The sequence below is a fragment of the Achromobacter sp. HNDS-1 genome (assembly GCF_040084795.1).
Classification (GTDB): domain Bacteria; phylum Pseudomonadota; class Gammaproteobacteria; order Burkholderiales; family Burkholderiaceae_B; genus Achromobacter; species Achromobacter ruhlandii.
The window spans coordinates 425,054-449,143 of record NZ_CP157584.1 but is presented as its reverse complement, the minus strand read 5'-3'; the positions used below and the strand labels follow the sequence as shown (position 1 = coordinate 449,143).

The 24,090-nt window shown below is 67.9% G+C and carries 28 protein-coding genes; 15 read left to right on the top strand and 13 right to left on the bottom strand.

The window, feature by feature from the left end; all coding sequences use genetic code 11:
- Positions 1-111: 111 nt before the first annotated feature.
- On the top strand, positions 112-1,248 hold the full coding sequence (locus ABFG95_RS01995) for a hypothetical protein (RefSeq protein WP_348995368.1): 1,137 nt from the start codon (positions 112-114) through the stop codon (positions 1,246-1,248).
- A 29-nt stretch (positions 1,249-1,277) separates the two neighbouring features.
- Here ABFG95_RS01995 and ABFG95_RS01990 read toward each other — a convergent pair whose 3' ends face one another.
- From ABFG95_RS01990 to ABFG95_RS01965, 6 genes are all read right to left on the bottom strand, one after another.
- Positions 1,278-2,252, bottom strand: a complete 975-nt coding sequence (locus tag ABFG95_RS01990; protein ID WP_348995367.1) for a zinc-dependent alcohol dehydrogenase family protein — start codon at positions 2,250-2,252, stop codon at positions 1,278-1,280.
- Between the two features lie 228 nt (positions 2,253-2,480).
- On the bottom strand, positions 2,481-2,783 hold the full coding sequence (locus ABFG95_RS01985; RefSeq protein WP_054434467.1) for a winged helix-turn-helix domain-containing protein: 303 nt from the start codon (positions 2,781-2,783) through the stop codon (positions 2,481-2,483).
- A 31-nt stretch (positions 2,784-2,814) separates the two neighbouring features.
- On the bottom strand, positions 2,815-3,702 hold the full coding sequence (locus tag ABFG95_RS01980; protein ID WP_348995366.1) for an SMP-30/gluconolactonase/LRE family protein: 888 nt from the start codon (positions 3,700-3,702) through the stop codon (positions 2,815-2,817).
- A gap of 13 nt (positions 3,703-3,715) precedes the next feature.
- On the bottom strand, positions 3,716-4,684 hold the full coding sequence (locus ABFG95_RS01975; RefSeq protein WP_068950786.1) for a zinc-binding alcohol dehydrogenase family protein: 969 nt from the start codon (positions 4,682-4,684) through the stop codon (positions 3,716-3,718).
- Between the two features lie 22 nt (positions 4,685-4,706).
- Positions 4,707-5,240 carry a DUF4440 domain-containing protein gene (locus ABFG95_RS01970; RefSeq protein ID WP_238922367.1) on the bottom strand — a complete coding sequence of 178 codons (534 nt, stop codon included), beginning with the start codon at positions 5,238-5,240 and terminating at the stop codon, positions 4,707-4,709.
- Positions 5,241-5,325: 85 nt separating this feature from the next.
- Complete coding sequence (locus ABFG95_RS01965; protein ID WP_054415657.1) at positions 5,326-5,772, bottom strand: MarR family transcriptional regulator; 447 nt, start codon at positions 5,770-5,772, stop codon at positions 5,326-5,328.
- Between the two features lie 197 nt (positions 5,773-5,969).
- Here ABFG95_RS01965 and ABFG95_RS01960 point away from each other — a divergent pair, with 197 nt between their 5' ends.
- The 3 genes from ABFG95_RS01960 to ABFG95_RS01950 are packed head-to-tail and all read left to right on the top strand — an operon-like array spanning position 5,970 to position 8,019.
- The gene (locus ABFG95_RS01960) at positions 5,970-6,527 is read left to right on the top strand and encodes a hypothetical protein (RefSeq protein ID WP_278991630.1); all 558 of its coding nucleotides are present in this window, start codon (positions 5,970-5,972) and stop codon (positions 6,525-6,527) included.
- Positions 6,528-6,549: 22 nt separating this feature from the next.
- Entirely contained in the window at positions 6,550-6,756 is a 207-nt protein-coding gene (locus ABFG95_RS01955; RefSeq protein ID WP_254600946.1) for a hypothetical protein, read from the top strand.
- Between the two features lie 54 nt (positions 6,757-6,810).
- The gene (locus ABFG95_RS01950) at positions 6,811-8,019 is read left to right on the top strand and encodes a hypothetical protein (RefSeq protein ID WP_348995365.1); all 1,209 of its coding nucleotides are present in this window, start codon (positions 6,811-6,813) and stop codon (positions 8,017-8,019) included.
- A 78-nt stretch (positions 8,020-8,097) separates the two neighbouring features.
- On the opposite strand, the gene ABFG95_RS01945 is transcribed toward ABFG95_RS01950, so the two are convergent.
- The gene (locus tag ABFG95_RS01945; protein WP_175144531.1) at positions 8,098-9,036 is read right to left on the bottom strand and encodes an AraC family transcriptional regulator; all 939 of its coding nucleotides are present in this window, start codon (positions 9,034-9,036) and stop codon (positions 8,098-8,100) included.
- A 169-nt stretch (positions 9,037-9,205) separates the two neighbouring features.
- Here ABFG95_RS01945 and ABFG95_RS01940 point away from each other — a divergent pair, with 169 nt between their 5' ends.
- Entirely contained in the window at positions 9,206-10,057 is an 852-nt protein-coding gene (locus tag ABFG95_RS01940; protein ID WP_278991625.1) for an SDR family oxidoreductase, read from the top strand.
- A 122-nt stretch (positions 10,058-10,179) separates the two neighbouring features.
- On the opposite strand, the gene ABFG95_RS01935 is transcribed toward ABFG95_RS01940, so the two are convergent.
- On the bottom strand, positions 10,180-10,344 hold the full coding sequence (locus ABFG95_RS01935; RefSeq protein ID WP_156430329.1) for a hypothetical protein: 165 nt from the start codon (positions 10,342-10,344) through the stop codon (positions 10,180-10,182).
- A gap of 166 nt (positions 10,345-10,510) precedes the next feature.
- Between ABFG95_RS01935 and ABFG95_RS01930 the strand changes: the two genes are divergently transcribed.
- Positions 10,511-11,101 carry a hypothetical protein gene (locus tag ABFG95_RS01930; protein ID WP_253184333.1) on the top strand — a complete coding sequence of 197 codons (591 nt, stop codon included), beginning with the start codon at positions 10,511-10,513 and terminating at the stop codon, positions 11,099-11,101.
- Between the two features lie 307 nt (positions 11,102-11,408).
- Here ABFG95_RS01930 and ABFG95_RS01925 read toward each other — a convergent pair whose 3' ends face one another.
- Positions 11,409-11,852, bottom strand: coding sequence for an Rrf2 family transcriptional regulator (locus tag ABFG95_RS01925; RefSeq protein ID WP_054415648.1), 444 nt, complete (start codon positions 11,850-11,852; stop codon positions 11,409-11,411).
- Positions 11,853-11,934: 82 nt separating this feature from the next.
- Between ABFG95_RS01925 and ABFG95_RS01920 the strand changes: the two genes are divergently transcribed.
- Positions 11,935-12,921, top strand: a complete 987-nt coding sequence (locus ABFG95_RS01920; protein WP_054415646.1) for an alpha/beta hydrolase — start codon at positions 11,935-11,937, stop codon at positions 12,919-12,921.
- A 115-nt stretch (positions 12,922-13,036) separates the two neighbouring features.
- Positions 13,037-13,945, top strand: a complete 909-nt coding sequence (locus ABFG95_RS01915; protein ID WP_054415645.1) for a hypothetical protein — start codon at positions 13,037-13,039, stop codon at positions 13,943-13,945.
- Between the two features lie 18 nt (positions 13,946-13,963).
- On the opposite strand, the gene ABFG95_RS01910 is transcribed toward ABFG95_RS01915, so the two are convergent.
- The gene (locus tag ABFG95_RS01910; protein ID WP_236747430.1) at positions 13,964-14,278 is read right to left on the bottom strand and encodes an AraC family transcriptional regulator; all 315 of its coding nucleotides are present in this window, start codon (positions 14,276-14,278) and stop codon (positions 13,964-13,966) included.
- A 60-nt stretch (positions 14,279-14,338) separates the two neighbouring features.
- Here ABFG95_RS01910 and ABFG95_RS01905 point away from each other — a divergent pair, with 60 nt between their 5' ends.
- The 4 genes from ABFG95_RS01905 (at position 14,339) to ABFG95_RS01890 (ending at position 17,298) form a co-directional block, all read left to right on the top strand.
- Complete coding sequence (locus tag ABFG95_RS01905) at positions 14,339-14,587, top strand: hypothetical protein (protein WP_278991624.1); 249 nt, start codon at positions 14,339-14,341, stop codon at positions 14,585-14,587.
- 49 nt (positions 14,588-14,636) lie between these two features.
- Positions 14,637-15,383: a BPL-N domain-containing protein gene (locus ABFG95_RS01900; protein WP_348995364.1), complete on the top strand. Its 747-nt coding sequence runs from the start codon at positions 14,637-14,639 to the stop codon at positions 15,381-15,383.
- Between the two features lie 559 nt (positions 15,384-15,942).
- Positions 15,943-16,734 carry a cobalt ABC transporter substrate-binding protein gene (locus ABFG95_RS01895; RefSeq protein WP_049073360.1) on the top strand — a complete coding sequence of 264 codons (792 nt, stop codon included), beginning with the start codon at positions 15,943-15,945 and terminating at the stop codon, positions 16,732-16,734.
- Between the two features lie 153 nt (positions 16,735-16,887).
- On the top strand, positions 16,888-17,298 hold the full coding sequence (locus ABFG95_RS01890) for a MerR family transcriptional regulator (RefSeq protein WP_263899895.1): 411 nt from the start codon (positions 16,888-16,890) through the stop codon (positions 17,296-17,298).
- On the opposite strand, the gene ABFG95_RS01885 is transcribed toward ABFG95_RS01890, so the two are convergent.
- Positions 17,295-18,266: a LysR family transcriptional regulator gene (locus ABFG95_RS01885; protein WP_348995363.1), complete on the bottom strand. Its 972-nt coding sequence runs from the start codon at positions 18,264-18,266 to the stop codon at positions 17,295-17,297. The two genes, ABFG95_RS01890 and ABFG95_RS01885, sit on opposite strands and share 4 nt — an antisense overlap.
- Positions 18,267-18,447: 181 nt before the next feature.
- Here ABFG95_RS01885 and ABFG95_RS01880 point away from each other — a divergent pair, with 181 nt between their 5' ends.
- The gene (locus tag ABFG95_RS01880; protein WP_139122138.1) at positions 18,448-19,602 is read left to right on the top strand and encodes an MFS transporter; all 1,155 of its coding nucleotides are present in this window, start codon (positions 18,448-18,450) and stop codon (positions 19,600-19,602) included.
- A gap of 59 nt (positions 19,603-19,661) precedes the next feature.
- Here the strand turns inward: ABFG95_RS01880 and ABFG95_RS01875 are convergent, their stop codons facing one another.
- The gene (locus tag ABFG95_RS01875) at positions 19,662-20,153 is read right to left on the bottom strand and encodes a GNAT family N-acetyltransferase (protein ID WP_049073364.1); all 492 of its coding nucleotides are present in this window, start codon (positions 20,151-20,153) and stop codon (positions 19,662-19,664) included.
- A 367-nt stretch (positions 20,154-20,520) separates the two neighbouring features.
- Between ABFG95_RS01875 and ABFG95_RS01870 the strand changes: the two genes are divergently transcribed.
- Positions 20,521-21,555, top strand: a complete 1,035-nt coding sequence (locus ABFG95_RS01870; protein WP_348995362.1) for a helix-turn-helix transcriptional regulator — start codon at positions 20,521-20,523, stop codon at positions 21,553-21,555.
- A gap of 19 nt (positions 21,556-21,574) precedes the next feature.
- Here the strand turns inward: ABFG95_RS01870 and ABFG95_RS01865 are convergent, their stop codons facing one another.
- Positions 21,575-22,465, bottom strand: coding sequence for a LysR family transcriptional regulator (locus tag ABFG95_RS01865; RefSeq protein ID WP_049073366.1), 891 nt, complete (start codon positions 22,463-22,465; stop codon positions 21,575-21,577).
- Between the two features lie 168 nt (positions 22,466-22,633).
- Here ABFG95_RS01865 and ABFG95_RS01860 point away from each other — a divergent pair, with 168 nt between their 5' ends.
- Positions 22,634-24,082: an MFS transporter gene (locus tag ABFG95_RS01860; protein WP_336726997.1), complete on the top strand. Its 1,449-nt coding sequence runs from the start codon at positions 22,634-22,636 to the stop codon at positions 24,080-24,082.
- Positions 24,083-24,090: the final 8 nt, after the last annotated feature.

The window sequence follows — 24,090 nt, the reverse complement described above, 5'->3', positions numbered from 1 at the left end:
AATGGCTCGGCACAGATCGCAAGAGTCGCGGGTAAGAACGGCCCATCCCTGCGGTACGATCCTCGCTCCCGCAGCGTCCCCACAGCAGATCAAGAAAACGGAGAAACCCGAATGCGCATGAAGGCCCTTGCACTGTGTTTGATGACAGGGTTCGCCGCCACGGCCGCGGCCCAGGACAGCACCCTGACACTGCGGCAGGCCTTGAAGCAGATGCCGCAGGTGGTGCTGTCCAGTACCGACGCGATGCAGATCGTTTTCCTGGATGTGCAGGCCTGGCGCGGCCTGGAGCCGGCTGCGCCCTCGGCGGACGGCATGCGGCGGCTGAGCATTGCGCGACAGATCCGGCCGCTCGAATCCATCGGGTCTGGCTTGCAGTCCTGGTCAGAGAACGCGAAGGTGCCGTTCGATGAGGTGGCCTTCTTCGCCGGATTTGGCCGCGCGCCCGCCAACATCAGCTATTGGGGCTTGAAGAACAAGGAGGCCGTCGGGAAGCTGGTCGCCAGCCTCAAGCGCATCGATTTTGCCGCGGTGGAGGGCGATGCGCCGGGCCTCATCGCCAATGACAACGAAGGCAAGATGAATCTGCAAAAGGCCAACCAGCAGGATCCCTGGCGCGGCATGATGGGCATGCCGAGTTTTGTCCTGCCGTTGGACCGGGCGCTGATCCAGGCGTCTTCGGCAAAGGGGATGCAGACACTGGCCCAACCCACGCCGTCGGTGGCCGATAGCGAAATCGTGGCCGCCTCGCTTGCCGGTCTGAAGGAAGGCGTGCCCGCGGACCGGGGGCAGATCGTGCAGGCCGCGGTCATCTCTCCCATCATGGGCCTGGCCGCGGTGGATCCCGCGAAGGTGCTGTTGTCGACGAGTGTCGATGAGGATATCGCCAAGCAGAATCTCAAGGCCGCCGTCGAAGCGAACCGCCAGGGTATTCCGCCGTACTTCTCGGGGATCCTGGCCGATGCCCAGGTCAATAAGCTGCCCGCGGTCGTGATTTCCCTGGCTTACGCCGATTGCGCCACGGCCAGGCAGGCCGTCGACGGGATCCGCGCCGCCTGGAAGCAGAGCATGGCTGGCGCCAAGGATGCCAAGGTGGCCGGCACGACGGTGCAGGCCGGCAAGCTGTGCGCCGCGGTCGTGAGGGCGACCGCGCCGAAGGCGGATGATGCCGGCAATCCGGTGCTGGCCGAGATGATGAATCGCTACATGCGCCGCGAATTCACTTTGCTGCAGATCGGCACGGCGCCCTGAGCGCGGCCGCGGGGGCCGGATGGTGCGGTTTACGCAGCCGCCTGGTCGGCCACCGCAATCGCAATCTTCCCCCGCAACCCATTATTGGCGCTCTCCAGCCGCGCATGCGCCGCCGGAATATCGGGAAGCGAATACACCGCGCCCACGTGCGGGCGCAGTTGCCCGCGTTCCACCAACGCGCTCAGCTCATCCAGCTTGCCGCGATTCTGGCGCGTGAACACGAAGTGGTAACTGGCATTCTTGCCCCACGCCTGGATCAGATTATGCGGCTGGGCGATATCGACAATCGATACCACGCGGCCCAACTGCGCCAGCGCATCCGGGCTGCGCGTCAGGGTGTCGCCGCCGATGGTGTCGAATACCACGTCAACGCCGCGCCCGCCGGTCTGGCGCAGGACCGCGTCCACATAATCTTCCTTCTCGTAGTCGATGGCGACGTCGGCGCCCAGGCCACGCACGAATTCGACATTGCCTTCGCGCACGGTTGTGTAGACCCTGGCGCCGATGGCTTTCGCGAGCTGGATCGCGACGTGGCCGACGCCGCCGGCGCCGCCGTGGATCAGGATGCTTTCGCCGACGCGCAGCCCGGCGCGCACCACCAGGGCTTCCCAGGCGGTGCCGCCGACCAGCGTCAGGCTGGCCGCTTCCAGGTGACTCAGCGAGGCGGGTTTCCTGCCGACGATGTTCGCGGCGGCCACGTGGTATTCGGCGTAGCTGCCGGGGCCGTCGAAGATCTGCGGCGTGTACCAGACTTCATCGCCCGGGGCGAAGGCGGTCACGCCAGGGCCGACGGCTTCGACCACACCGGAGACGTCGTGGCCGGTGATGGCGGGCAGGGGCACCAGATCGGGGTAGTCGCCACGGCGGACCTGGTAGTCGAGCGGGTTGATGGCGGTGGCGTGGACTCGGACCAGGACCTGGCCCGTTTGAGGCACGGGCTTGGGAAAGTCGCGCAGTTCAAAGGAGTCTGGGCCGCCGAAGGCGGTGAGTACGATGGCTTTCATGGAGGAATTCCTTATTTCGACAAAACGGGATATCGGGAAATACCGATATAAAAGGGCAAAAAAAGATCAACGACGAGGCAACGAGAAAAAGCGAAGGCAGTGAAGAGACGCCGCATGCAGACGCAAGGCGGGCAGCCAAGGACGCCCAAGCACAAGCGCACAGCGGACAGCAGGGCCGCTCGCGCAACCCTGCAGGGGCCGGAACGCCGGCCCCTTGGGCCACAACACCTACAGCTCCTTCCCGATGATCTCGGCCAGGGCGCTGATGGTGGCTTCGTTGCGCTTGTAGTACGTCCAGGAACCGATGCGCGTGGCTTCGACCAGGCCGGCGCGCTGCAGCGTGGCGAGGTAGTCGGACACCGTGGACTGCGACAGCCCGACGCCTTCCTGGATGCTGCTGACGCAGACGCCGACCGTATGCACGTCCCCTTCGTCCTGCGGCGGGAAGCTGTTCGCGGGGTCCTTCAACCCTTTCAGGATTTCCAGGCGCGTGCGGTTCGAGAGGGCTTTGAAGACGTCGAGCAGGTCCATGGGAACGATGATATCGGAACTTCGCGATATGTCAATATCGCGAGCCATCGCGCGCCAGCCGGTAGATGCGGCCGGTCGAACCTGAAAGGGCTGTCACGTAGATGTCTGGCGGTTCCGTCGCAACGGCCAGATTCGAGTGGTGCTCGCCGGGGATGTCCCGCACCCGCAGCAACGCTCCTGTACGGTCCAGCACCCAATAGCCGCCGCCGTTGTACAGGGCGACGTACATCAATCCATCCGGTCCGATGCGAACGCCATCCGGCGTATGCCGCCCCTTGGACGAGGGCGGGGCCAGGGCGTCGAGCCGTGCGAACACACGGGGATGAGTCAATGTGCCGTCGCCGGCCGTCTGGTATTGCAGGATGCTGTCCGTGCCGCTCTCGCCGACGTACAGGGTGTGGTCATCGGGGGCCAGCGCGATGCCGTTCGCGTTGTCGAGGCCGCTGGCCACTTCCTCGGCGACGTCGCTTACTTTGGGCAGGAAAAAGACCTTGCCTTCGCCCGGCCGCTCTCCGGACGCGGTGAAATAGAGGTCGCCCCGCCGGTTGGGGATCAGGTCGTTGGGGCGGTTGAATCGTTCGCCCGATCGCGCCTGGCGGATAGTGCCCAGTCGCTTGCCATCGAGGGAAATGTTCTCGATCACGCCGCCGTCGTAGCAGGCCACCCACAGCGTGCCGTTGGCGGCTGCCAGCCCATTGGCGCCGCAGCCGGGCAGGGCGGCAACCACCTTGTGGCCCGCGGCGTCGAGCTTGTTTACCGTCGAGGCCTGGTAGTCCACGAAATACAGCGTCTGGTTCACGAGAATGGTGCCTTCTGGAAAGCCCAGGCCGTCGGCGACGACATTGATTGCCGTGGATTCGGCGCAGGCGCTGCTCGCCAGGGTCGCGGCGAGCATGAGGCTGGTGAGAAGTCTGGACATGGAAGGGCTCCGGTCAGGGGATCATGATGACCCGGCCGAAGGCCTGCCGGGACATCACATGGCGATGCGCCGCGCGGGCATCGCTCAAGGGGAACGTCTTGTCGATCGCCACGCGCAGTTCCCCCGCGGCCACGCGCTGCAGCAGTGCCTGGACGCTGGCGTGCACGCGCGCGTGCTCTTGATCCAGGAGCGTCGGGAAGAAAACGCCGTGCAGGCTCTGGTTGCCGCGCCAGAGGCTTACCGGATCGAGTTTTTCCTGGTCGCGCCCGGACACGCCCACTGTCACCAGCCTGCCTTTGTAGGCCAACGCACGGACCCCGCGCGCCAGGGTGCTGCCCGCGATGCTGTCGACGATGACATCCACACCACGCCCGGCCGTGAGGCGGGAGATCTGCTCCACAAAGTCGCTGCTGGCGTAGTTGATGCCTGCCGTCATGCCATAGGCGCTCAGCCGCGCCAGCCGCGCGTCGTCCGATGCCGTGGCGTACACCGTCGCGCCGGCGCGATGCGCCAGTTGAATGGCGGCCAATCCGAGCGCGCCGGCGCCGGCATGTATCAATACGGTTTCGCCGGCGACCAGGCCGCCTGCCGCAAAGAGGCATTCATGCGCGGTTCCCCAGGCGACGGGTACCGCGGCGGCGGTTACCGTGTCCAGCGTCGCGGGGATCAGCCAGGTGTCCGCGGCCGGCGCGGCGACGCGTTGCGCATGGGATCCCCAGCCCAATACCGCGACGACGCGGTCGCCGGGTTTTCGGTCGCGCACCTGCGCGCCCACGTCCAGGATGGTGCCGGCGCATTGGTATCCCACGATGTGGGGAATCCGCGCCAACGGGCGGATCTCGCGATTGATGAGGTCGCCGCCTTCCACGGAGATCGCCTCGATGCCGATCAGCACGTCATCGGGACCGCAGACCGGTTCGTCGACTGTTTCGTAGCGGAACACGTCAGGCGAGCCGTTTTCATAATAGACCGCTGCTTTCATGGTGAATCTCCTTTCTGGATCGCTATTGCGCGGAAATGGGAACGATCGAGCCGATGCGCCATCCCGCCGGTGTGCGTACCGCCACTTCGTAGACCAGGTAGGCGGCCGTGCGCGCGTCGGCGGCGGTGCGTCCCAAGGTGATCCGGGTCGGGGCGTAGAGCTGGGCAACATCCGGCGTCAAGGGAACGATGCGCAGCTTTGCCAGGTCGGGCTCGAATTTCCAGATGCCCTTGAACGTCTCGCGGAAGTGTTCGATCAATTCGGCCTTGCCCCAGAACTGGTATGGCCGGGCGACGAACGTCACCGGGTCGCCCTCGGCGCCGGACGGGGCGAAAACAGCGCTGAAGGCGTCGAGGTCGTGGGCTGTCGCCGCCCGGGCCTGTTGTTCAAATACCGCTTGCACCTGTTGCCGATCGGCGAGCGTGAATGCGGCGTCGGCGTGGGCGGCGAGCGGCATGGCGCTGGCCATGCCGCCGAGCAGCGCCATTGTGAATGCCGTCTTCATCTTGTGCAGCCGCAAGGCGGCCTGGCGCATTGCGAGAGAGGGGTTCAACATGATTTAGCCTTATATGCCCATATTTGGAGGCATTGACAGGACCTGGGCGCGTCACGCAATGCGGCTGAGGGGGGCGGGACGGGGATTAGCTTGGAACCGAAAGGTCCAGGGTGGTGATGCGGTGCATGATGCGCCGCATCGCCAGCGCGTCTTCTTTGCCGAATACGGCTTCGAACTGTTGCTGGGCGCGTTGCCAGGCCTTTCTGCCCGCGGTTTCCATCTTCACGCCAGCGTCGGTCAGGGTGATTTCCCTTTCCCGTCGGTCCTGCCTGCCTATGGATATGCGGATGAGCCCGTCGCGCTCGAGAGGGCGCAGGTTATGTCCCATCGTTGCGCGATCGGTGACCAGGTGCTCGGCCAATTCGGCGATCGTGAGTGGCCCCCGCGTGGCGAGCAGATTCAGGATCGCGTATTGCGTGTTGCGCAGGTCGGCCTGGGCCAGGCACTGGTCGTAAAACCGGCCCAGGTGACGGGCGGCCTTGCGGATGGCGGTGCTATTGCAAACCCCGGGAGGCAGGTCTTGTTGGCTCATGGGTCGGATCGAGTCAGATGATGGCGCAATATTACGGGCATATAAGTATATTTGTAAAGGCCATGCGGCAACGAGACTGCCGCCAGCGCAGGCGTGCCTTAGACTATCGCAACTTTGCATTGCGGGCCGATGCGCCCGCTCCCCTCTCCATACCCTGCCAGATGAAACCTGCATTGTTCCGAGCAAGCGTTTTCGCCATGACCCTTCTGGCGTCCACAATCGTCCACGCCCAATCCCCGCAAATCGGCGCCTGGCGCAAGGTTTCCGACACCCAGCTCGACAAGCAATTCCGTTTCTCCATGCTGCCTGCCGCCGCGCCGGTGGCCAGCAAGTGGGCTGCCTATGATGCCCAGGCCGGCAAGGTGGTCTGCTGCCTGGTCGTGCAGGGAGAAACAGTCACCGAGGCCGAGCTGGAGGGCACCTACGACATTCCCGGACCGTGGATCACCGACCTGACCAACGGCTGGAACCTGGACGCCGCGCCGTACCGGCCGCGCGTGCAGTTGCTGCGCGCCGAGGGCGCGCTGGACGCCTACGAATTCGCGGAGATGGCGGACGCGCTGGGTGGCTTGCTGGTGCCGGGCGATGCCCGCGCGGTGGCGAAGGATGCGCTGGAAATCGGCGGCCAGCGCTACACCGTGGCGCGCGAGAGCGCCTCGCTGGCCGACGACGATGGCGGCGTGACCACCTATAGCCTGCGCCCGGCCGCGGGCGGCGCGGCGTTGACGGTGGAAGTGCCTTTCGCGACGTATTGAACGCGGCGTGGTGGAGGAGGTGGTGACGTATCGCCTGCATATGCCGAATTCGCCGACGGTGTCGCTGGCCCACAATTACCGGGTGGGTGGGGTGATGTATCGCATCGATCATCTCGGGCCGGTCGCGACGCCGGGGCAGCGCGTCGAATTCGAGTATGTGGACGCCGGCCCGCTGGGGCAGCGGGGGCTGTTCTTCCGTATCGAAGACCAGCCCGCCATGACTTTGTGACGGCGCGTCTTGCCAGTCGATGCAATGAATCTTGATCATGAAAAGGAGCGCGGCATGTCCGAGCCGATCGATGTGTCCGGCCAACCCGCGGGATCGGTGACCGGCGATGGCCGTTTCCGGCTGGACCTGACGGGACCGGGCAGTCATGTGTTGGTCACGGAGCCAGGGCGCGGCAACCTCGTCATCGGACCGGCCGGCATGGGCCGGAAGGCGGACCTGCACGTGGCGCCCGATGACGCCATCCATTGGCCGGCGTTCGCGCCGTTCGCCACGCCGGCCGGATCGCCGTGGCCGCGCCATATCGACTACCACGGCAATGACAGCGGCTTTGCGGGCTGGTCGGCGCAACGCGCCATCGAACAGTTCACGTGGGCGCCGGTGTTCGCCGATACGCGACGATTGGATGCGCGGATGGCGAAGATCCAGACGCTGCATATCGGCCTGGAGGCGGTGACGGGGCGCCTGGAGATTAACTTGCCCGAGGAAACCCGCCTGGGCCTGTCTGGCGATCTGACGCGGATTGGCGTGGCGGGCGCGCTGCCGGGCCTGTTGTCGCTGCATCCGACGCTGGGGCGGCGGCCCGGCCAGGCGCCGTATGTCCTGCCCGACCTGGGCGTGCTGCAGGGCGTGTCGGCGTTGGCGCTTTACGGCCAGCCGTTGGCGCAGGCCATTTCGCTGCAAGGGATCGAGCGCTTTCCGGCGCTGGAGCATCTTTCGCTCTGGGGCGCGTTTACGGACTGGCAGGCGCTGGTCCGGCTGCCCGGCTTGAAAAGCCTGGAGATCCGCTACAGCCCCGATCTGGACGGGCTGCCGCCGCTGGACACCTGGCCGCTGCTGGAACGGTTCATCGGCTTCAATGTGGACGACGGTGCCGGCAAGCGGTTGAAGGCGCAGATGAAGGCGCGCGAGAAGGCGCGGCCATGGGAGGGCTACTCGTCGGTTAGCAAGCTGCGCAAGCCGGACTGGTGGCAAAGCGAATACGGCCGGCCTTTCTCGGGTTGGAGCGGCCGCATGGCAAAGTCGGCCAATGCCGCCTATGACACCGCCCGCCAGTCCCTCGAAGGCGCCGCCAATGCCGCCGCGGTGCAGGCGGCGATCAAGGCTTTCGCCAGTCATTTCAACGACATGAAGGGCATCGAGACCAGCGAGCGCGAGGACATCGGCGAAGCGGTATGGCAATTCAGCCAGCTGGCGCGGGTGGCGGCGCTGGGCGTGACGCAGGCGCAAGCCCAGCGCTGGTTTGACGAGGCGCGGGCGTACTGACGCGGCGCGCCGCCGGTCAGCCTGCCGTGGTCGCCGGGGACCGCCGAGGCGTTATCGCCGCGTTCCCGTCCGCTGCGCTCAATGCGTTGCCGCCACGCCTTCCAGCTGCGCCGCGGGCAGCAGCGCGAATATCGCCCGCATTTCGCGCGCTTCCTCGCCCGGGCTGCGGCCGAACAGGCGCTTGAATTCGCGGTTGAACTGCGACGCGCTTTCGTAGCCGACGCGGGCCGAGGCCGCGGCGGCGGTGAGGTTGTCGCGGATCATCATCAAGCGGGCCTGGTGCAGCCGGATGGACTTGATGTACTGGATGGGCGAGGTGCCGGCGATGGTCTTGAAGTGCGCGTGGAAGGCGGGCGCGCTCAGGCCGGCCTCGCGCGCCAGCGTGGCCACTTCCATCGGTTGGGCGTAGTCGTCGTGGATGCGGCGCAGCACGCGCGAGATGCGTCCGAAGTTGCCCTGGCTGGCCAGCGCGGCGCGGATCGCGCCGCCTTGCTCGCCGACCAGCACGCGAAAGCACAATTCCCGCACGATGCCCGGCCCGAGCACGCGGGCCTCGACCGGCGTGGTCAGCGCCCGCAACAGCCGCAAGGTGACGTCGGCCAGCGTGGCATCGAGCGGCGTGGAGGTGATGCCCGTCGGCGCGGGCGCGGCCGCGCCATCGTGTCCATCGAGCGATAGCACCAGGTCCGCCAGGGTGGTCGGATCGAGCCGCAGCTGGATCGCCAGCAGCGGTTCTTCGGGCGTGGCGTCGGTCTCGGTCGAGAAGGGCAGCGGCACGGACAGCACCAGGTAGTGCTGCGCGTCGTAGCGGTAGACCTTGTCGGCCAGGTAGCCGCGCTTGCTGCCCTGGCAGACGATGACGATGCTGGGCTCGTACAGCACCGGCGTGCGGCCGAGCGGGTGGTTGGCGCGCATGAAGCGCACGCCGTCCAGGCGCGACAGGGTGTAGCCCTCGTGCGGCGCGAGGCGGTCGAGCAGGGCGGTCATCTGTTCGCCGGGAGAGGGCGGCGTCGTCATGGGTGGGCTCGTCGTGGTGATAGGCTTAGGCATCATTTTGCCCTGTATCTGCGCGGGAAGGTGGCGCCGAAACAGGAATAGGCAATCATCCAATAGCGCTGTGCCTATCCGGCCGTGACGCCCGCGCCTAGCATTTGTCCTGTCATCCCACCCACCTGGAGCAGAGCAAATGCAAGACACGCAAACCCATCAAACCTGGTTCATCACCGGCGCCGCGCGCGGCATCGGGCTTTCCCTGGCGCGCCAGTTGCTGGCGCGCGGCGACAACGTGGCCGCCACCTCGCGCACGCTGGCCAGCCTGCATCAGGCGCTGGGCCAGGACAATCCGCGCCTGCTGGCGCTGGAAGTGGACCTGGTGTCCGAAGCCAGCGTGCAGGCCGCGATCGGCAAGACCATCGCGGCGTTCGGCCGCATCGACTATGTGGTCAACAATGCCGGCTATGGCCAGCAGGGCACGTTCGAGGCGCTGGACGACGGCGAGGTGCGGCGCAATTTCGATGTCAATGTGTTCGCGCCGCTGCATGTGCTGCGCCACGCGCTGCCGCAGTTGCGCGCGCAGCGCGGCGGCCATGTCTTCAACATCGCGTCGATCGCCGGTTTCGACGGCGGTTATGCGGGCTGGGGCAGCTACGTGGCCACCAAGTTCGCGCTGGCGGGCCTGACCGAGACGCTGGCCGCCGAAGGGGCGGAGCTGGGTATCAAGGCCACGGTGGTCTATCCGGGGCCGGTGCGCACGGACTTCCTGAACGACAGCAGCCTGGTGATCGCCAAGCGCACCATCGCCGACTACACCGCCGCCCAGGTGTCGCTGGACCTGCATCGGGTTGGCATGAACGGCAAGCAGGCCGGGGACCCCGAGAGGCTGGCCTTGCTGATCCAGCAGGTCGCCGCGCTGGCCGAGCCGCCGCTGCACCTGTTCGCGGGCAAGATCGCCAACGAGCTGGCGGCACGCAAACTGGACGCGGCGCGGCGGGATTTCAACGCCTGGCGCGAAGCGGGCGAGGCGACGGACTTCGCTTGAGCGAGGGGGGCAACGGGCCGGGCTGGCTGCCGGCCCGCGCCTGCCTCAAGGGGATTGCGCCGATCCCGTGGCGCTCGGGGGGCGATGACGGGACGCGCGCCCCGGAGCCGGCCCTGCGCTGGCTACTTCTTGCGGAAGATCTGGGACGTGATGGCGGCTATGGCGCCGGCGCCCACGCCAATGCCGATATACATCGGCAGAGTCAGCGCGTCGGGGTTCATCACTGACAGGGCGCCGATGGCGATGACGGCGGGAACGATGCCGGCCAGGTAGAAAATCGGTTTCAAGAAGGACTCCGTGCTGATGCTTGAAAGACAGGCCGGCGCTCCCGCGCGTTCGGGCCGACAGCCCGCATTTTGCCCGATCCGGCGGGCGCCGCGTACTTGCCCGCGCTCGCGGTCTGCACGACAATCGGCCGTTTGTGCGGCAATGCCGCGGCTTTCGTTGGATCGCATGATGATCGACTGGTCCCCCATCCGCGCGCAGTTCGCGCGATTCGGCGCGTTGCGCGCGCAGCCGCCTGGCGCCTGGAAGGGCGATATCCCGCTTCCCGAGGCGCTTGCCGCGTTCTACGAGCAAGTGGGGCCATGGGGCGAGACCTACTACGAAAACGTGGGCCCGGTCGGAATCACTCTCTCGGAAACCCAGGTCAGCTTCCCCGCTCTGCACCGGTTGTGGGATTTGCAGGCCGGCTATCGGTGGGACGGAGTCACGGGCGAACAGGTGCCCGATTGGCAGCCCGGCTGGCTGGTGATCGCCGATCGCGCCGCCGACCCCTTCATCTATGACATGCAGACCGGGAAAATCCTGTTCGCCGAGCATGGCATGGGAAGTTGGAAGCCCGTCGAGATCGCGCCCAATCTCGAAACGCTGACCGCCGCGCTGTGCACCGTGGCCGACGTATTCGAGACCGCGGGTGAGAACCTGCGCGATGATGACTGGGTTCTTCGGCCCGAACACCGCATCCGTGCGCTGGCGCAATTGGCGGCGGTGCTCGGCGATGCGGGCGATGCCGAGTCCTTCTTCGAGATTCTTGAGCGATGAACGGCGCTCATGCGCATCGGCGGGCCCGGCGCGCATGAGCCCGGTTGCGCTGGACTCGTGGTGCCAGGATGGCCTATGCGCGGGTCCGCGTCGGGAGTGCTGCGCAGTCGCGGTAAGTTGGACGATTCATCCGCTTGGTTCTTCCCAATTGCTTCCTCCCGCTTGGTTCTTCCATTCGACAGGCCGCCCTCGGGCGGCCTGTTTCATTCTGGGCGCGGATCTCGCCGGCCCCTTTGCGGGCCCCGGCCAGCGCTGCATTGGTCGGCGCGCCGATCATGCCATTTGTGGCCCCGTGGGTGTCGCGGTGTCATGGTTTGTTGGAGGTTGAGCCCACGCTCGCCGACAGTGCTTCGTTCGCAATCTCCGACAGCGGCATCTCCCGGAATGTTTCCAACAGGGCCAGTTCCGCGCGGTTCAACGCTTCGCGCAAACGTCTATTCACCGCCGCTTCCACCGGGCACGCGGCATTGTCCTGCGCCGGACCCACCGCGAAAAGCGTCGTATGCGCGATGGCGTCACAGACATCCGCGACGGTCAGGCAATCCAGTTCGCAGCTCAGCGCCCAGCCGCCGCCCGGCCCGCCGGTGGAGGTGACGAAGCCGGCATCCCGCAACACACTCATGGTGCGGCGCGCGAACACGGGATTGGTGTGCAACATCTGGCCGATGGTCTGTGACGTGGTGGTGCCGCCCCGCAGATGCATGTGAATCAGGACGTGCAGCAGGCGCGCCAGGCGGGTGTCTCGTTGCATGGATGGCTGGGTTTGAAAATACGCAACTTTTGATGTTACTCTTTTGGCGAGCGATTGTGTAATCCCGTCATCGAGAACCCGCATGCTTGAAACCCGCCAGCGTTTTGTCCAGACCAATGGCATTCGCCTCAACCTCGTGGCGCAGGGCGCCGGCCCCCTGGTCATTCTCTGCCATGGCTTTCCCGAAACTTCGCATGCGTGGCGGCATCAGCTCCGGGCGCTTGCGCAAGCCGGTTATCTTGCGGTCGCGCCCGATCTGCGCGGTTACGGCGCCAGCGACTGCCCCACGGACGTGGGGCAGTACTCGGCGCTGGATGTGATCGGCGATCTGGTCGGGCTGGTCGACGCTTTCGGGCAACGGCAGGCGGTGCTGGTCGGCAATGACTGGGGCGCGTCGATCGCATGGCAGGCGGCGCAGATCCGGCCGGACCGCTTTCGCGCGGTGGCAGCGCTCGGGGTGCCGATGATGGGGCGCGCGCCCATACCGCCCAGCCGATTGTTCCCGCGCAACGAACAGGCTTGGTTCTACACGCATTATTTCGCCGCGCCGGGGCTGGCCGAAGCGGAGTTCGAGCGGGATGTCGAAGCGACGTTGCGCAAGATCTACTTTTGCGCCTCCGGCGCACTGGGACCGCGCGAGGCCGCCACGCCGAATCCTTTCGGCATGGTGCCGCGCGCTGGTGGGCTGCTGGACGCGCTGCCGGATCCGGCGGCCGCCTTGCCGGCATGGCTTGCCCCCGCCGATCTGCATGCGTTCGCGCAGGCATACCGCGTCTCGGGCTTCGGTGGCGGTTTGAACTACTACCGCAACCTGGATCGGAACTGGCAGGACCAAGCCGCGTTCGCGGGCCTGCCTGTCGAGGTGCCGGCGCTCTACCTGGTGGGCGAGTACGATACCGGCCTGGCCATTCCGGGCATGCGGCAGATTATCGATGCCATGCCCGCGCTGGTTCCCGGCCTGCGCGGTGTTCAGATTGTTCCTGGGGCGGGGCATTGGTTGCCGCAAGAGGCACCGGATGCGGTGAACGCCGCTCTCGTGGCATTCTTGCGCGCGGAGATCGCGCAGTGATGCCTGTCGGCGCCGGATTTGGAGGTCCGAAATCTATATTGCGGGTGGACCAAGCCGTTAACAAGTCGTCAGGCTGTGTTTCCGTGCGGCTCGTTTCCTTTCACCAGATGTGGTCATGATGGCTCAGGATTTCCGGTTTTTTGATCGACTCTATCAAGGCTTCGAAGCGGAATACCTGGTCACATCCGCATTGTTCGGGGCGGGGTTGGAAGCGTTCAAGTTGCCGGGAGACTACGGATTCGATTTATTGGTCTCCGATCAATGGAGGTCGACTCGAAGCCGCACGGTGGCCGAGCCGCTGTGTGACACCCGCATGCCTTTTCCGTATGTGCTGCAGGTCAAGTCGAGGCGCGCCCAACTCTCGGACATCCGTCTGGTGGAGGGGGTGGAGCGACGCGAACTCGAGATGAAGTTCTCCCTGAAACAGCACGAGTACGATTTGTTGGTTGCGGACGAACGGTCCTTCTTGGTTTGTGTCCTGTTCATGCCGCCCGATCAACGGACTGTTTCGGTGCGCCCGCTGACGTTCTGGCTGACCGGGGCGCAGTTGCGCAACATGCATGAACGCGAATACTTGATTGCCAGTATCGACGAACGCGGGCAGCCTTGGTTGACACTGAATGTGGTCTATCGATTCGTGCCGATGATACGCAGGGAGACTCTTGCTCAGCAGTTGCTTGAAGCATGGCATCCGGTCAAAGCTCATGTGGCGGAGGATAGCGCGCTGCAAAACGCGTACGACGAGAGTGTCGCCGCATTTCGTGCGCGCGTGGCCAGGATGCTGCCGGACGTTGTGGAAAGTGGGCGGGCTGGCGCTGAATACATTGCTTTTCGCCGTCGGGAATGGGACAAGGAGGCGGGCCGATTCTGCGAGGAGTTGACGACACCGCGCATGCTCGAAAGTCGCCAGGCGGACCTGGCTAGGATTGGCTTGGCGCCGAGTGATTTTCCCATCGACGATACCGGCATCGAACATTGGTTGCGAGTGCAAAAGGCCGTATCGAAACCCAACAGCGCGCGATAGGCAAGCGAATAGGCGCGCTCAGCCCGCCGTCCGCCGCTCCGCGATGTACCGCCCCGGCGGCGTCCCCAGCGCCTTGCGGAACATCGTGACGAATCCGCCGGCGCTTTCATAGCCGAGCCCGTCCGCCACCTGCTGCACCGAGGCGCCGGTGCCGAGCCATTTCACCGCCCGCATCAGGTGCAGCTGCTGCCGCCAGCGGCCGAAGCTCATGCCGGTCTGCTGCGTGAGCAGGCGCGCCAGGGTGCGTTCGCTCATGCCGACGCGGCGCGCCCAGGTCTGCATCGTGCCGCGTTCGGCCGGGTCGTCCATGATCGCCGTGACGATCTTGCGCAAGCGGGCGTCGGCATGGCGCCAAAAGGGCGCGCTGCCTGTTCGAAGTCAACGTGGTGGCCGATGCCCGCGTGGTCCTGGCCCGGCTCGGTGGCGCAGGCCGAGCTGTTCGCGCGTCTGGCCGGCGATGCGCACCTGGATCCGATGATGCGGCGCCGGGCGGCGCTGGCGCGGGAGCACGCGTGCTTCGTCCTGACGGGCAAGGCGTCGACCATCCAGCGCCAGCGGCGCGTCCTGAAGGATTGCGGGGTGCCGGGCGCGCGCATCCTGGCCAAGGCCTATTGGGCGGCGGGCAAGACGGGGCGGGATTGAAGGCTGCCGGGCGGGGTCGCCTACAATTTTGGTTTTCCCGGAGGCGACCATGACGCTTCTTCGTATGCTGTGGCTGGCCTTGATGCTGGTCGGGGCGATGCCCGCCGCGATGGCCGGCGCGACCGGCGGCAAGCCGGTGCGCGTCGCCGTCTACCGCGGCCCCGCGGCCTGCGACGCCTGCTCGGCCGCCGCCCGGCGCGCGATCGAAGAGGCCGGCGCGCGTTATCAGGTCGACTACGTCGGCCCCGCCGAGCGCATCGACATTTCCGAGGCCAGCCTGGCCCGCTACGACCTTTATGTGCAGCCGGGCGGCGGCCAGGACATTCCCGCCGCGTTCCACAGCCTGGGCAACGCGCGGGTCGACGCGGTGCGGCGTTTCGTGGCCCGGGGCGGGCGCTACCTCGGCCTGTGCATGGGCGCGTATCTGGCCGATGCCGGGGGCTTCGGGCTGGTCGGCCAGGAACTGGATTCGGAGGTGGGTCGCCCGGGTTTCCCGGTCAAGACGATCGATGATGCTGTCGTCGCCGTTCGCTGGGCGGGCCATGCGGACCGCGTCTTTTACCAGGACGGTCCGTATTTGCGGGCCGAATCCGACGAGGCGGGCTTTCGCGCCATCGCGGCCTATGAAAACGGCGACCTGGCCGCCGCCCGTTACGCGTTCGAGGACGGCATCGTGGTGCTGAGCGGCCCGCATCCGGAGGCGGAGCCCTCGTGGTTCGAGGCAGCCGGGATCCCTCTGGAGCAGATGCCGCGCCAGGATCTTTTCAAGGACCTACTGGATCAACTGGCGCTGTAGCCCCGGCCCGGATGCCGGCGCCGGCGATGCGCTGGCGGCGAGTGCGCGATCCGGCCGCCATGCGCGATGACGCGGGCGATTTCACTGCGCGCGCCTTGGGCGTGTCGCGGCGTCTCGTGATTGGCGAACAACTGCCCGTCGCGCAAAGGGCGCCAGGCATGGTAAGTGCGGACGGCGTGGCGGCGTGGACCACTGACGCGCAGTCCGATTTTGCATCCGCGTTCCCGGCCGTGCCGCGCCGGTCCGGCGCATTGCCCATGGCGCCGCCGGCACAGTGAAAAGCGCGCATTCCATGGGGTCGCGCAGGCCTGGAAGCGGCCCGTCGAACGGCTGCCCGTGTTCTTGACATCGCTGGGTCGATCCACATAATCCAGGGCCATTCCCGTTGTTATTTGCAGGTTGTCTTCGAATGGCAGGATTCATGGCCGCATACGCGCAAGCGTCTTTGCCCAACCGGACGCGCCGCGTCGATTCGTCCGCCGGCCGGCGCCGCTGGCGGCGGGCGGAACATGACCTCGCAGGGGCCTGTTCATTGACCTTCCAATCCCTGGAGCATTCCATGAAGAAGACCCTATCCCTCGCGATCGCGGCCTTGTGCCTGAGCGCGACCGCGCAAGCCCACCAGGTCTGGATCGAGCAACCGGCGGGCAAGTCCGCCGTCATCCGGTTCGGCGAGTTCGCCGAGAACCTGCGCGAGGCGTCGCCGGGCTATCTCGACGGCTTCAACAAGCTGTCGGCCAAACTGATTTCCGCCAAGGGAGAGTCGCCCCTGACCGTGGCCAAGGTGGCCGACGGTTTCACGCTGTCGGCCAAGGCGGTGCGCGATGAAAGCCTGGTGGCCGAAGAGCCGGCGCTGCCGCTGCGCAAGTTCAAGCACGGCGGCGTGGGCGAGCCCATGGATGCATGGTTCTGGATGAGCGCGCGCTACATGGCCGATGCCAGCGTCGCGGCCAAGCCCTCGCTCACCATGGACATCGTGCCCACCGGCAAGGCGGGCGAGTTTCAAATCGTCCTGAAAGGCCAGCCGTTGGCCAAGACCAAGCTTGTCGCCATGGTGCAGTCGGGCTGGGAAAAGGTGGCCTACACGGACGCCCAGGGCAAGGCCCATCTCGATCTGCCCTGGAAGGGTCAATACGTGTTGCGCGCCATGCACATCGACCGCACGCCGGGCGAGCGCGCGGGCGCCAACGGTCCCGAGCATTACGACGGTATCGGCTATGTGTCGACGCTGACCTTCGTCAAGCCCGACGGTGCGGCGCCGCTGCCCGCCGGCCCGGTGATGCCGCCCAACAAGCCGCCCGTGGCCGCCCCGGTGGCCGCGGCGGCGCAGGGCACGACGGCCGCCAAGTAAGCCTGGCCAACCGACAAGCAATCCCGCGCCCCGGCTTCGCCTGGCGGCCACGTCTGTCTCGGGCGTGGCGGATGGCGGCGCGCCGGGCAGGCCCCGCCGCAGGCCGGCGGGGCGCGGAGGCGGGGGCGGCGGCGAGCAGGAAAGGACAAGAATGTGAATATCGGCGAACTGGCCAGGCGCACCGGATTGACCGCGTCGCGCATCCGCTTCTACGAGAGCGCCGGGCTGCTGCGGACGGTGGCGCGCCAGCCCAACGGCTACCGCCGCTATCCGCCCGAGGCCATGATGGCGCTGGAGTTGATCACGACGGCGCAACAGGTCGGCTTCAGCCTGGATGAAATCCGGTCGTTGCTGCCCTCCGGACCAGACCGGTGGGACCATGATGCGCTGCTGGAGGCGCTGCGACGCAAGGTGGCCGAGATCGAGGCGTTGGAGACCCGTCTGGCCCACAGCAAGACGCAGCTGATGGCGTTGATGCAGGACGTGCGGGCCCGGCCCGATGACCTGGATTGCGTTGCCGCTGCGGAGCAGGTTCTGGCGCGCGTGCTGGGCCGGCTGGGCTAGCCGAGGCCCCGCTTGCGGCGCGTGGCCGGATCGGGCCGCGCGGCGGCCTCGCGCAGCAGGATCTCGCTGGCGTGGCTGAAGCGCTCGACCAGGAAATCCAGCAACCGGCGCACGCGCGGCGCCATGTATCGGTTGCCATGGAACACGGCATGCACGCCGTCTTCGGCGACGACGTAGTCGGGCAGCAGCATTTTCAGGCGGCCGGCGCGCAGGTCGTCGGCGGCATCCCAGAGCGTCTTGCGCGCGATGCCATGGCCGGCAATCGCCCACTGGCGCGCCAGCGCGCCGTCGTTCGTCTCCCAGGCGCGTTCCAGGGGCACGGTGAACGAGGCGGGCTTGCCGTGGCGGGAGAAATGGAATTCATTGAGCGGGCCGGCCGCGGTGACCAGGACGATGAAGTCGTGGCGTGCCAGGTCTTCGGGATGGCGCGGTTCGCCGTGCCGGGCAATGTAATCGGGGGATGCGCACAGCACCCGCCAGTTGGGGGCGAGATGGCGGGCCACCAGGGTGCCGTCCTGCGGCTTGCCAAAGCGGATCGCCAGGTCCACGTCATCCTGCTGCAGGTTCGACAGCGAGTCTGACAGCGTCAAGGCCAGTTTCAGTTCGGGATGCGCCGCGCTGAACTCCTCCAGCCAATGGTTCAGCAGATTGCGGCCGAAGTCGGCGGACGCCGAGATCCGCAGCTTGCCGCGCACGGCGTGCTGGCCTGCCTGCAATGCCGCTTCGGCGTCGTCGATGGCACGCAGCGCAATGCCGCAATGGGCCAGGTACAGCCGGCCTTCCTCGGTCAGGCGCAGTTGGCGCGTGCTGCGATGGAACAGCCGGGTGCGCAGCGCCGTTTCCAGCTTGATGAGGCGCGCGCTGGCGGCGGCGGCCGACAGGCCGAGCTTGCGTCCGGCGGCCGACAGGCTGCCCAGGGCCGCGGTTTCCACGAACAGGCGCATGTCGCCGAGTCGGTCGGTGGCCATTTCAAATCCAAATTGAAAATAATTCAAATTCTAGGCCAATTATCAAACGGCATCGTCAGCGCCAGACTGTCGCATCTCCAATCCGGGCCTGGCCCATGAAGGAATGCAAACAATGAACGAGATCACGGGTTCGCTGGCCAGGGGGACGCCTGCCCCCGCGCCGGCCACGACGCCCATGCCGATGGCGGCCTTGCTGGCGTTGACCATGTGCAGCTTTATCGCCACCGCCAACGAAGCCGTCCCGGCCGGGCTGCTGCCGAGGATGGCGCGCGACTTCGGCGTATCGCAGGGCTGGGCGGGCCAGCTGGTGACGTTGTGCGCGCTGGGATCGGGGCTGGCGGCGATCCCGCTGACGGTCGCGCTGCGCGGCTGGCGGCGGCGCTGGGTGCTGTTGCTGTCGGTGGGGGGCTTTTTTGTCTGCAATGCCATCACCGCCTTGGCGTCGCATTTTCCGTTGGCGTTGGCGGCGCGCTTCATGGCGGGCATCGCCACCGGCCTGGCCTGGAGCCTGTTGGCGGGCTACGCGCGGCGCATGGTGGCGCCGTCGCAACAGGGCCGCGCGATGGCGGTGGCAATGGTCGGCATTCCGCTGGCCCTGGCGCTGGGCGTGCCGCTGGGGGCCTGGCTCGGCGGCCTGGCCGGCTGGCGCACGGTGTTTGGCATCCTGGCGGGCATGAGCCTGGCGCTGGTGGCTTGGGTGGTGCGAGCGGTGCCCGACTATCCCGGGCAGACGGCCGCGCGGCGTGTGCCGATGCGCCGGGTATGGACGACCCCTGGCGTGCGACCGGTGCTGGGCGTGGTGCTGGCCTGGATCCTGGCGCACTACACCCTGTACACCTACGTCGCGCCGTTGCTGGCGGCATTCGGACTGGGCGAACGGGTGGATGCGGCCCTGCTGGTGTTCGGCGTGGCGTCGCTGTGCGGCATCGGCTTCACCGGCGCGTTGGTGGACCGCGGCCTGCGCCGGCTGGTGCTGGGCAGCCTGGCGGCGTTCGCGCTGGTGGCGCTGGCCTTGGGGCAGGGCGCGCTGCCGGCGGGCGGCGTCTACGTGATGCTGGCGTTGTGGGGCCTGAGTTTCGGCGGCGCGCCAACGCTGCTGCAGACGGCGTTGGCGGACGCGGCCGGCGATGGGGCCGAGGTGGCGCAATCGATGCTGGTGACGGTGTTCAACCTGGCCTTCGCGGCCGGAGGCGCGATGGGGGGCGTACTGCTGGAAACGGCGGGAGCGGGCGCCTTGCCGCAAGCCATCCTGGCGTTGTTGTTGCTGGCCTGGGGCCTGGCCTGGCGCGCCAGGACCCATGGCTTCAGGCCGGGGCGGCGCGGGGCGGCGCATTGACCGAAGTCCGGCGCGCGGAGTCCGCTGGATCGAGATGGGCCGCGCGGCGTCGTCCCTGCCTACAGATCCAGCACCATCTCGTGCCAGGCCATGCCGCCGTGGTCGGACGCCGAGGGACGCACGTAGCGGTAGCCGAGCTTGCGGTACAGCTCGACGTGGCGGTCCTTGCACATCAGGTGAATGCTGCGCTTGCCCTGGCGGCGGCTGTCGTCGATGAAGCGGTGCATCAGGCGCGCCGCATGGCCCTTGCCCTGGTGGGCGGGATCGACCACCACCGACATGATCACCACGTTGGGCGCGGCCGGGTCGTGGCCCACCAGTTCCTTGAAGGCCTCGTCCGACATGACCACTTCATGGGCGCAGCCGCTGTTGATGAAGCCGACGATGGCGCCGTCCTCTTCCAGCAGCAGGAAGCCTTGCGGATAGTTGGCGATGCGGGTGGCGATCTTGGCGCGGGTGGCGGCTTCGTCGCCTTCGTAGGCGGTGGTTTCGATCTCGAAGCAGCGGTCGGTGTCGGCGAGGGTGGGAGAACGGAAATTCAAGGCGGACATGGTGAAACGGCAGCGGGGTGATGACAGCGAAGCCGTATGGTAGCGGTTCCCAGCGCGCCATGCGGGTATTCCCGGACGCCGCGCCATGCGGGCGGGGCCGGAGGCGGAAAAAAAGCGCATTCCCCGGGAAGGGGAATGCGCGCAGATGCTGTGCGGCGTGGCGCCGGTTTTCCCGGCGCGGCGCCCCGCTGGCTGGCGGTACTTCGGCCCGAGTCCGCGTACGTCTTGCGGAATCTCTCGCCAAGCTTAGATACTGTTAGTCTCGTGGCTATACCGCGCGTCTCAGTTTTTGGCGAGGCGGCCGTTATTTACTTTTAGTCATATTTGACGAGTCCAAGTCCGCGCACCCTCGCGGCAACCCGCAAGCATGAACCCCAATGCTTATTCCGCCGGCCAACCGCCGAGCCTGCCAGCCGCCGTCGCCCACCATCATTTCGATGTGGCGGCGCACGCGCCCGAACGCCGCCTGCTGGCCTGGCGCGACCACGTCGGGCATGTGGTCGACGTGCTGCCCGACCGCGACGCGCTGCGCGAGCCGTTCCAGGCCTCCATCGACCGCTACCGCGTGGGCCGCCTGATGTTCACCGATTGCCGTTCGGACGCCCTGCGGCTGGAGCGTTCGCTGGTGCGCATTTCCCGCGACAACATCCGCGACTTCGCCTTGCATGTGTTCCTGGAGGGCGGGGTGGACGATGTGACGCTGCGCAATGCGCCACGGCCGCCGGACGCGCGCGGCGCGGCGCGGGTGCTGGCGGTGGATCTGGGCCAGCCGGTGCGGATGTGGCGCCATGCCTGTCGCATGCTGACCTTTTTCGTGCCGGCGGAACTGGTGCAGGAGGTGTTTCCCGATCCGCAGGCGATCCATGGCCGCACGCTGCACGACGGCATGCCGCTGTTGCGGCTGGCGGTCGGCCAGGCGGCGGCGCTGGGCCGCTCGATACGCGGGCTGGGCGCGGCCCAGGCGCAGGCCGATATCACCGCCTGCGTACGGTTGCTGCTGGCCGCGTTCGGCAAGGACGCGCGCCTGGCCGGCAATGCCCGCGCGGCAGGGCGGGCGGCAATGGTGGCCGAGGTGCGGCGCCACGTCCAGGCCAATCTGCACCAGGCCGGGCTGACGCCGGAATCCGTGATCCAGGCGCTGCGCCTGCCGCGGCCCACGGTGTACCGGCTGTTCCAGCACGAGGGCGGGCTGGGCGCCTACATCCGCCAGTCGCGCCTGCGGCTGGCGGCCGAGGAACTGGCGCGCTATCCGCACCTGACGGTGATGGAGATCGCCTATGGCCTGGGATTCGGCAGCGCGTCGGATTTCGCGCGGGCGTTCCGGCGCGCCTACGACATGCCGCCGCAGGCGTTCCGCGAGCAGTCGTGGCGCTGGCCCGAACGGGCCGCGCTGCGCGTCTAGCGGCCAGGGCGGCGCGGCGTCAGTCCGCGCACACCTGGCGCACGCACTCGCGCAGCCAGCGATGCGCCGGATCGGCGTCCATGCGCGGATGCCACAGCATCGAGATGGTGATGGCCGGCGCCTGGACGGGCAGCGCGAAGCCGTGCATGCCGGCGCGCAGGTTGGCGGTGTGGCGCTCGGGCACGCTGGCGATCAGGTCGGAGCCGCGCGCCAGGGCCAGCGCGTCGGCAAAGCCGGCGACGATGACGGCGATGTCACGCGTCAGGCCCTGCGCCTGCAGCGCCGTGTCGATCGGGCCTTTGTCCAGGCCGCGGCGCGAGACCAGCACATGCTGGCCGGCGGCGTAGCGCGCCGCCGTGACCTTGCCCCGGGCCAGCGGATGATCCGCGCGCACCACGCCGATGAAGCGGTCGCGAAACAGCGCGCGGGTGCGGATCTCGGGGCTGCTGGCGGCGCCGATCACGCCGGTCTCCAGGTCGACGCTGCCGTCGCGCAGCGCCGCGCTGTCCTTGTCGGGCTTTTGCACGAAGCGCAGCCGCACGCCGGGCGCCTCGCGCCGGGTGAGGGCGATCAGCGCCGGCCCGAAGCACTCCACGAAGCCATCGCTGGTGCGCAGCGTGAAATGGCGCGACAGCCGCGACAGGTCCAGCAATTCGGCCGGACGCAGCACGCCCTGCGCCTCTTGCACCAGCCGATTCACCTGTTCGCGCAGTTCCTGCGCCCGGGGCGTCGGCACCAGGCCGCGGCCGGCCCGCACCAGCAGCGGATCGCCGGTGGTTTCGCGCAGGCGCGCCAGCGCCCGGCTCATGGCCGACGGGCTCAGGTGCAGCCGGCGCGCGGCGCGGGCGACGTTGCCTTCGGTAAGCAGCACGTCCAGCGTGAGCAGCAGGTTGAGGTCGGGGCGGGACATGGCGCGACCATATCACGGCCTTGCCGTGGAGTGGCGTCAGATGCATGAATAAAGTGCAAATGCTGCGTCTTCCGCTATGTGCGGCGCGGGCCTACGCTGGCGGCTTCAACGGGTCGCGCGCCGTTCGGCCAGCGCCCCGCCCCTGACCGCATTTGACGACGGATCCCCATGTCTCACGCTTTACCCGAATCCCTGCCGGCGGCTGGCGCCGGCCGCAGAGCCGCCTGGGGGCTGGCCGGCCTGGCGCTGTCCATGCTGCTGTCTTCCCTGGGCACCAGCAGCGCCAATGTCGGCCTGCCGACGCTGGCGCGGGCGCTGGATGCGCCGTTTTCGCAGGTGCAATGGGTAGTGCTGGCCTACCTGCTGGCGATCACTTCGTGCGTGGTGGGCGCGGGGCGGCTGGGCGATATGGCGGGGCGACGGCGCTTGCTGCTGGCCGGCATCGCCGTGTTCACGCTGGCGTCGGCGGCCTGCGGCCTGGCCGCCACGCTGGGGCAATTGGTGGCGGCGCGCGTGGCGCAGGGCATGGGGGCGGCAGTGATGATGGCGCTGACCATGGCGTTTGTCGGCGACCTGCTGCCCAAGGACAGGGCGGGCAGCGCCATGGGGCTGCTGGGCACCATGTCGGCGGTGGGTACGGCGCTGGGGCCGACGCTGGGCGGCGCCCTGATCGCCGGCCCGGGCTGGCGCGCCATTTTCCTGGTGAACCTGCCGTTGGGCCTGGCGGCGATGGGGCTGGCCTACCGTCACCTGCCGGCCGACCGGCCGCGCGGCGGGCCGCCGACGCGCTTCGATCTGCGCGGCACGTTGCTGCTGGCGGCGGTGCTGGCGGCGTACGCGCTGGCCATGACGCTGGGGCGCGGCCGGTTCGGCGTGCTCAACGCCGCCCTGCTGCTGGGGGCCCTGGCCGGGGGCGGGCTGTTCCTGTGGGTCGAGGCGCGGACGCCGGCGCCGCTGCTGCGTCCGGCGCTGTTGCGGCGGCCGGGCCTGCGCGCGGGGCTGGCGGCCAACGCGCTGGTGTCGACGGTGATGATGGCGACGCTGGTGGTGGGGCCGTTCTATCTGACGCAGGCGCTGGGGCTGGGCGCGGCGGCGGCCGGGCTGGTGATGTCGGCGGGGCCGGTGGTCAGCGCGCTGTGCGGCGTGCCGGCCGGGCGGCTGGTGGATCGCCTCGGCGCCGGCCGCGTCAGCCGTGCCGGGCTGGCGGCCGTCGCCGTGGGCGCGGCCTTGTTGGCGGCCGCGCCCGCCGCGTTCGGCGCGGCGGGCTATATCGCGCCGATCGCGCTGCTGACGGCGGGCTACGCCTCGTTCCAGGCGGCCAACAACACCGCGGTCATGGCCAGCATCGGCGCGGAGCAGCGCGGCCTGGTGGCGGGCATGCTGAACCTGTCGCGCAACCTGGGGTTGGTGACGGGCGCCTCGGTGATGGGAGCGGTGTTCGCGCTGGGCGCGGGCGCGGCGGACCTGGCGGCCGCGCCCGCGGCGGCGGTGGGGCGGGGCATGGCGGTGGCGTTCGGCGTGGCGGCGCTGCTGGGGGCGGGCGCGTGGCTGATCGCCTGGCGGGGCAGGAAGATTGAAGCGCGGGGGAGCGAGCATCGGCCGTCAGCGCGCGTCTGACGGATCTG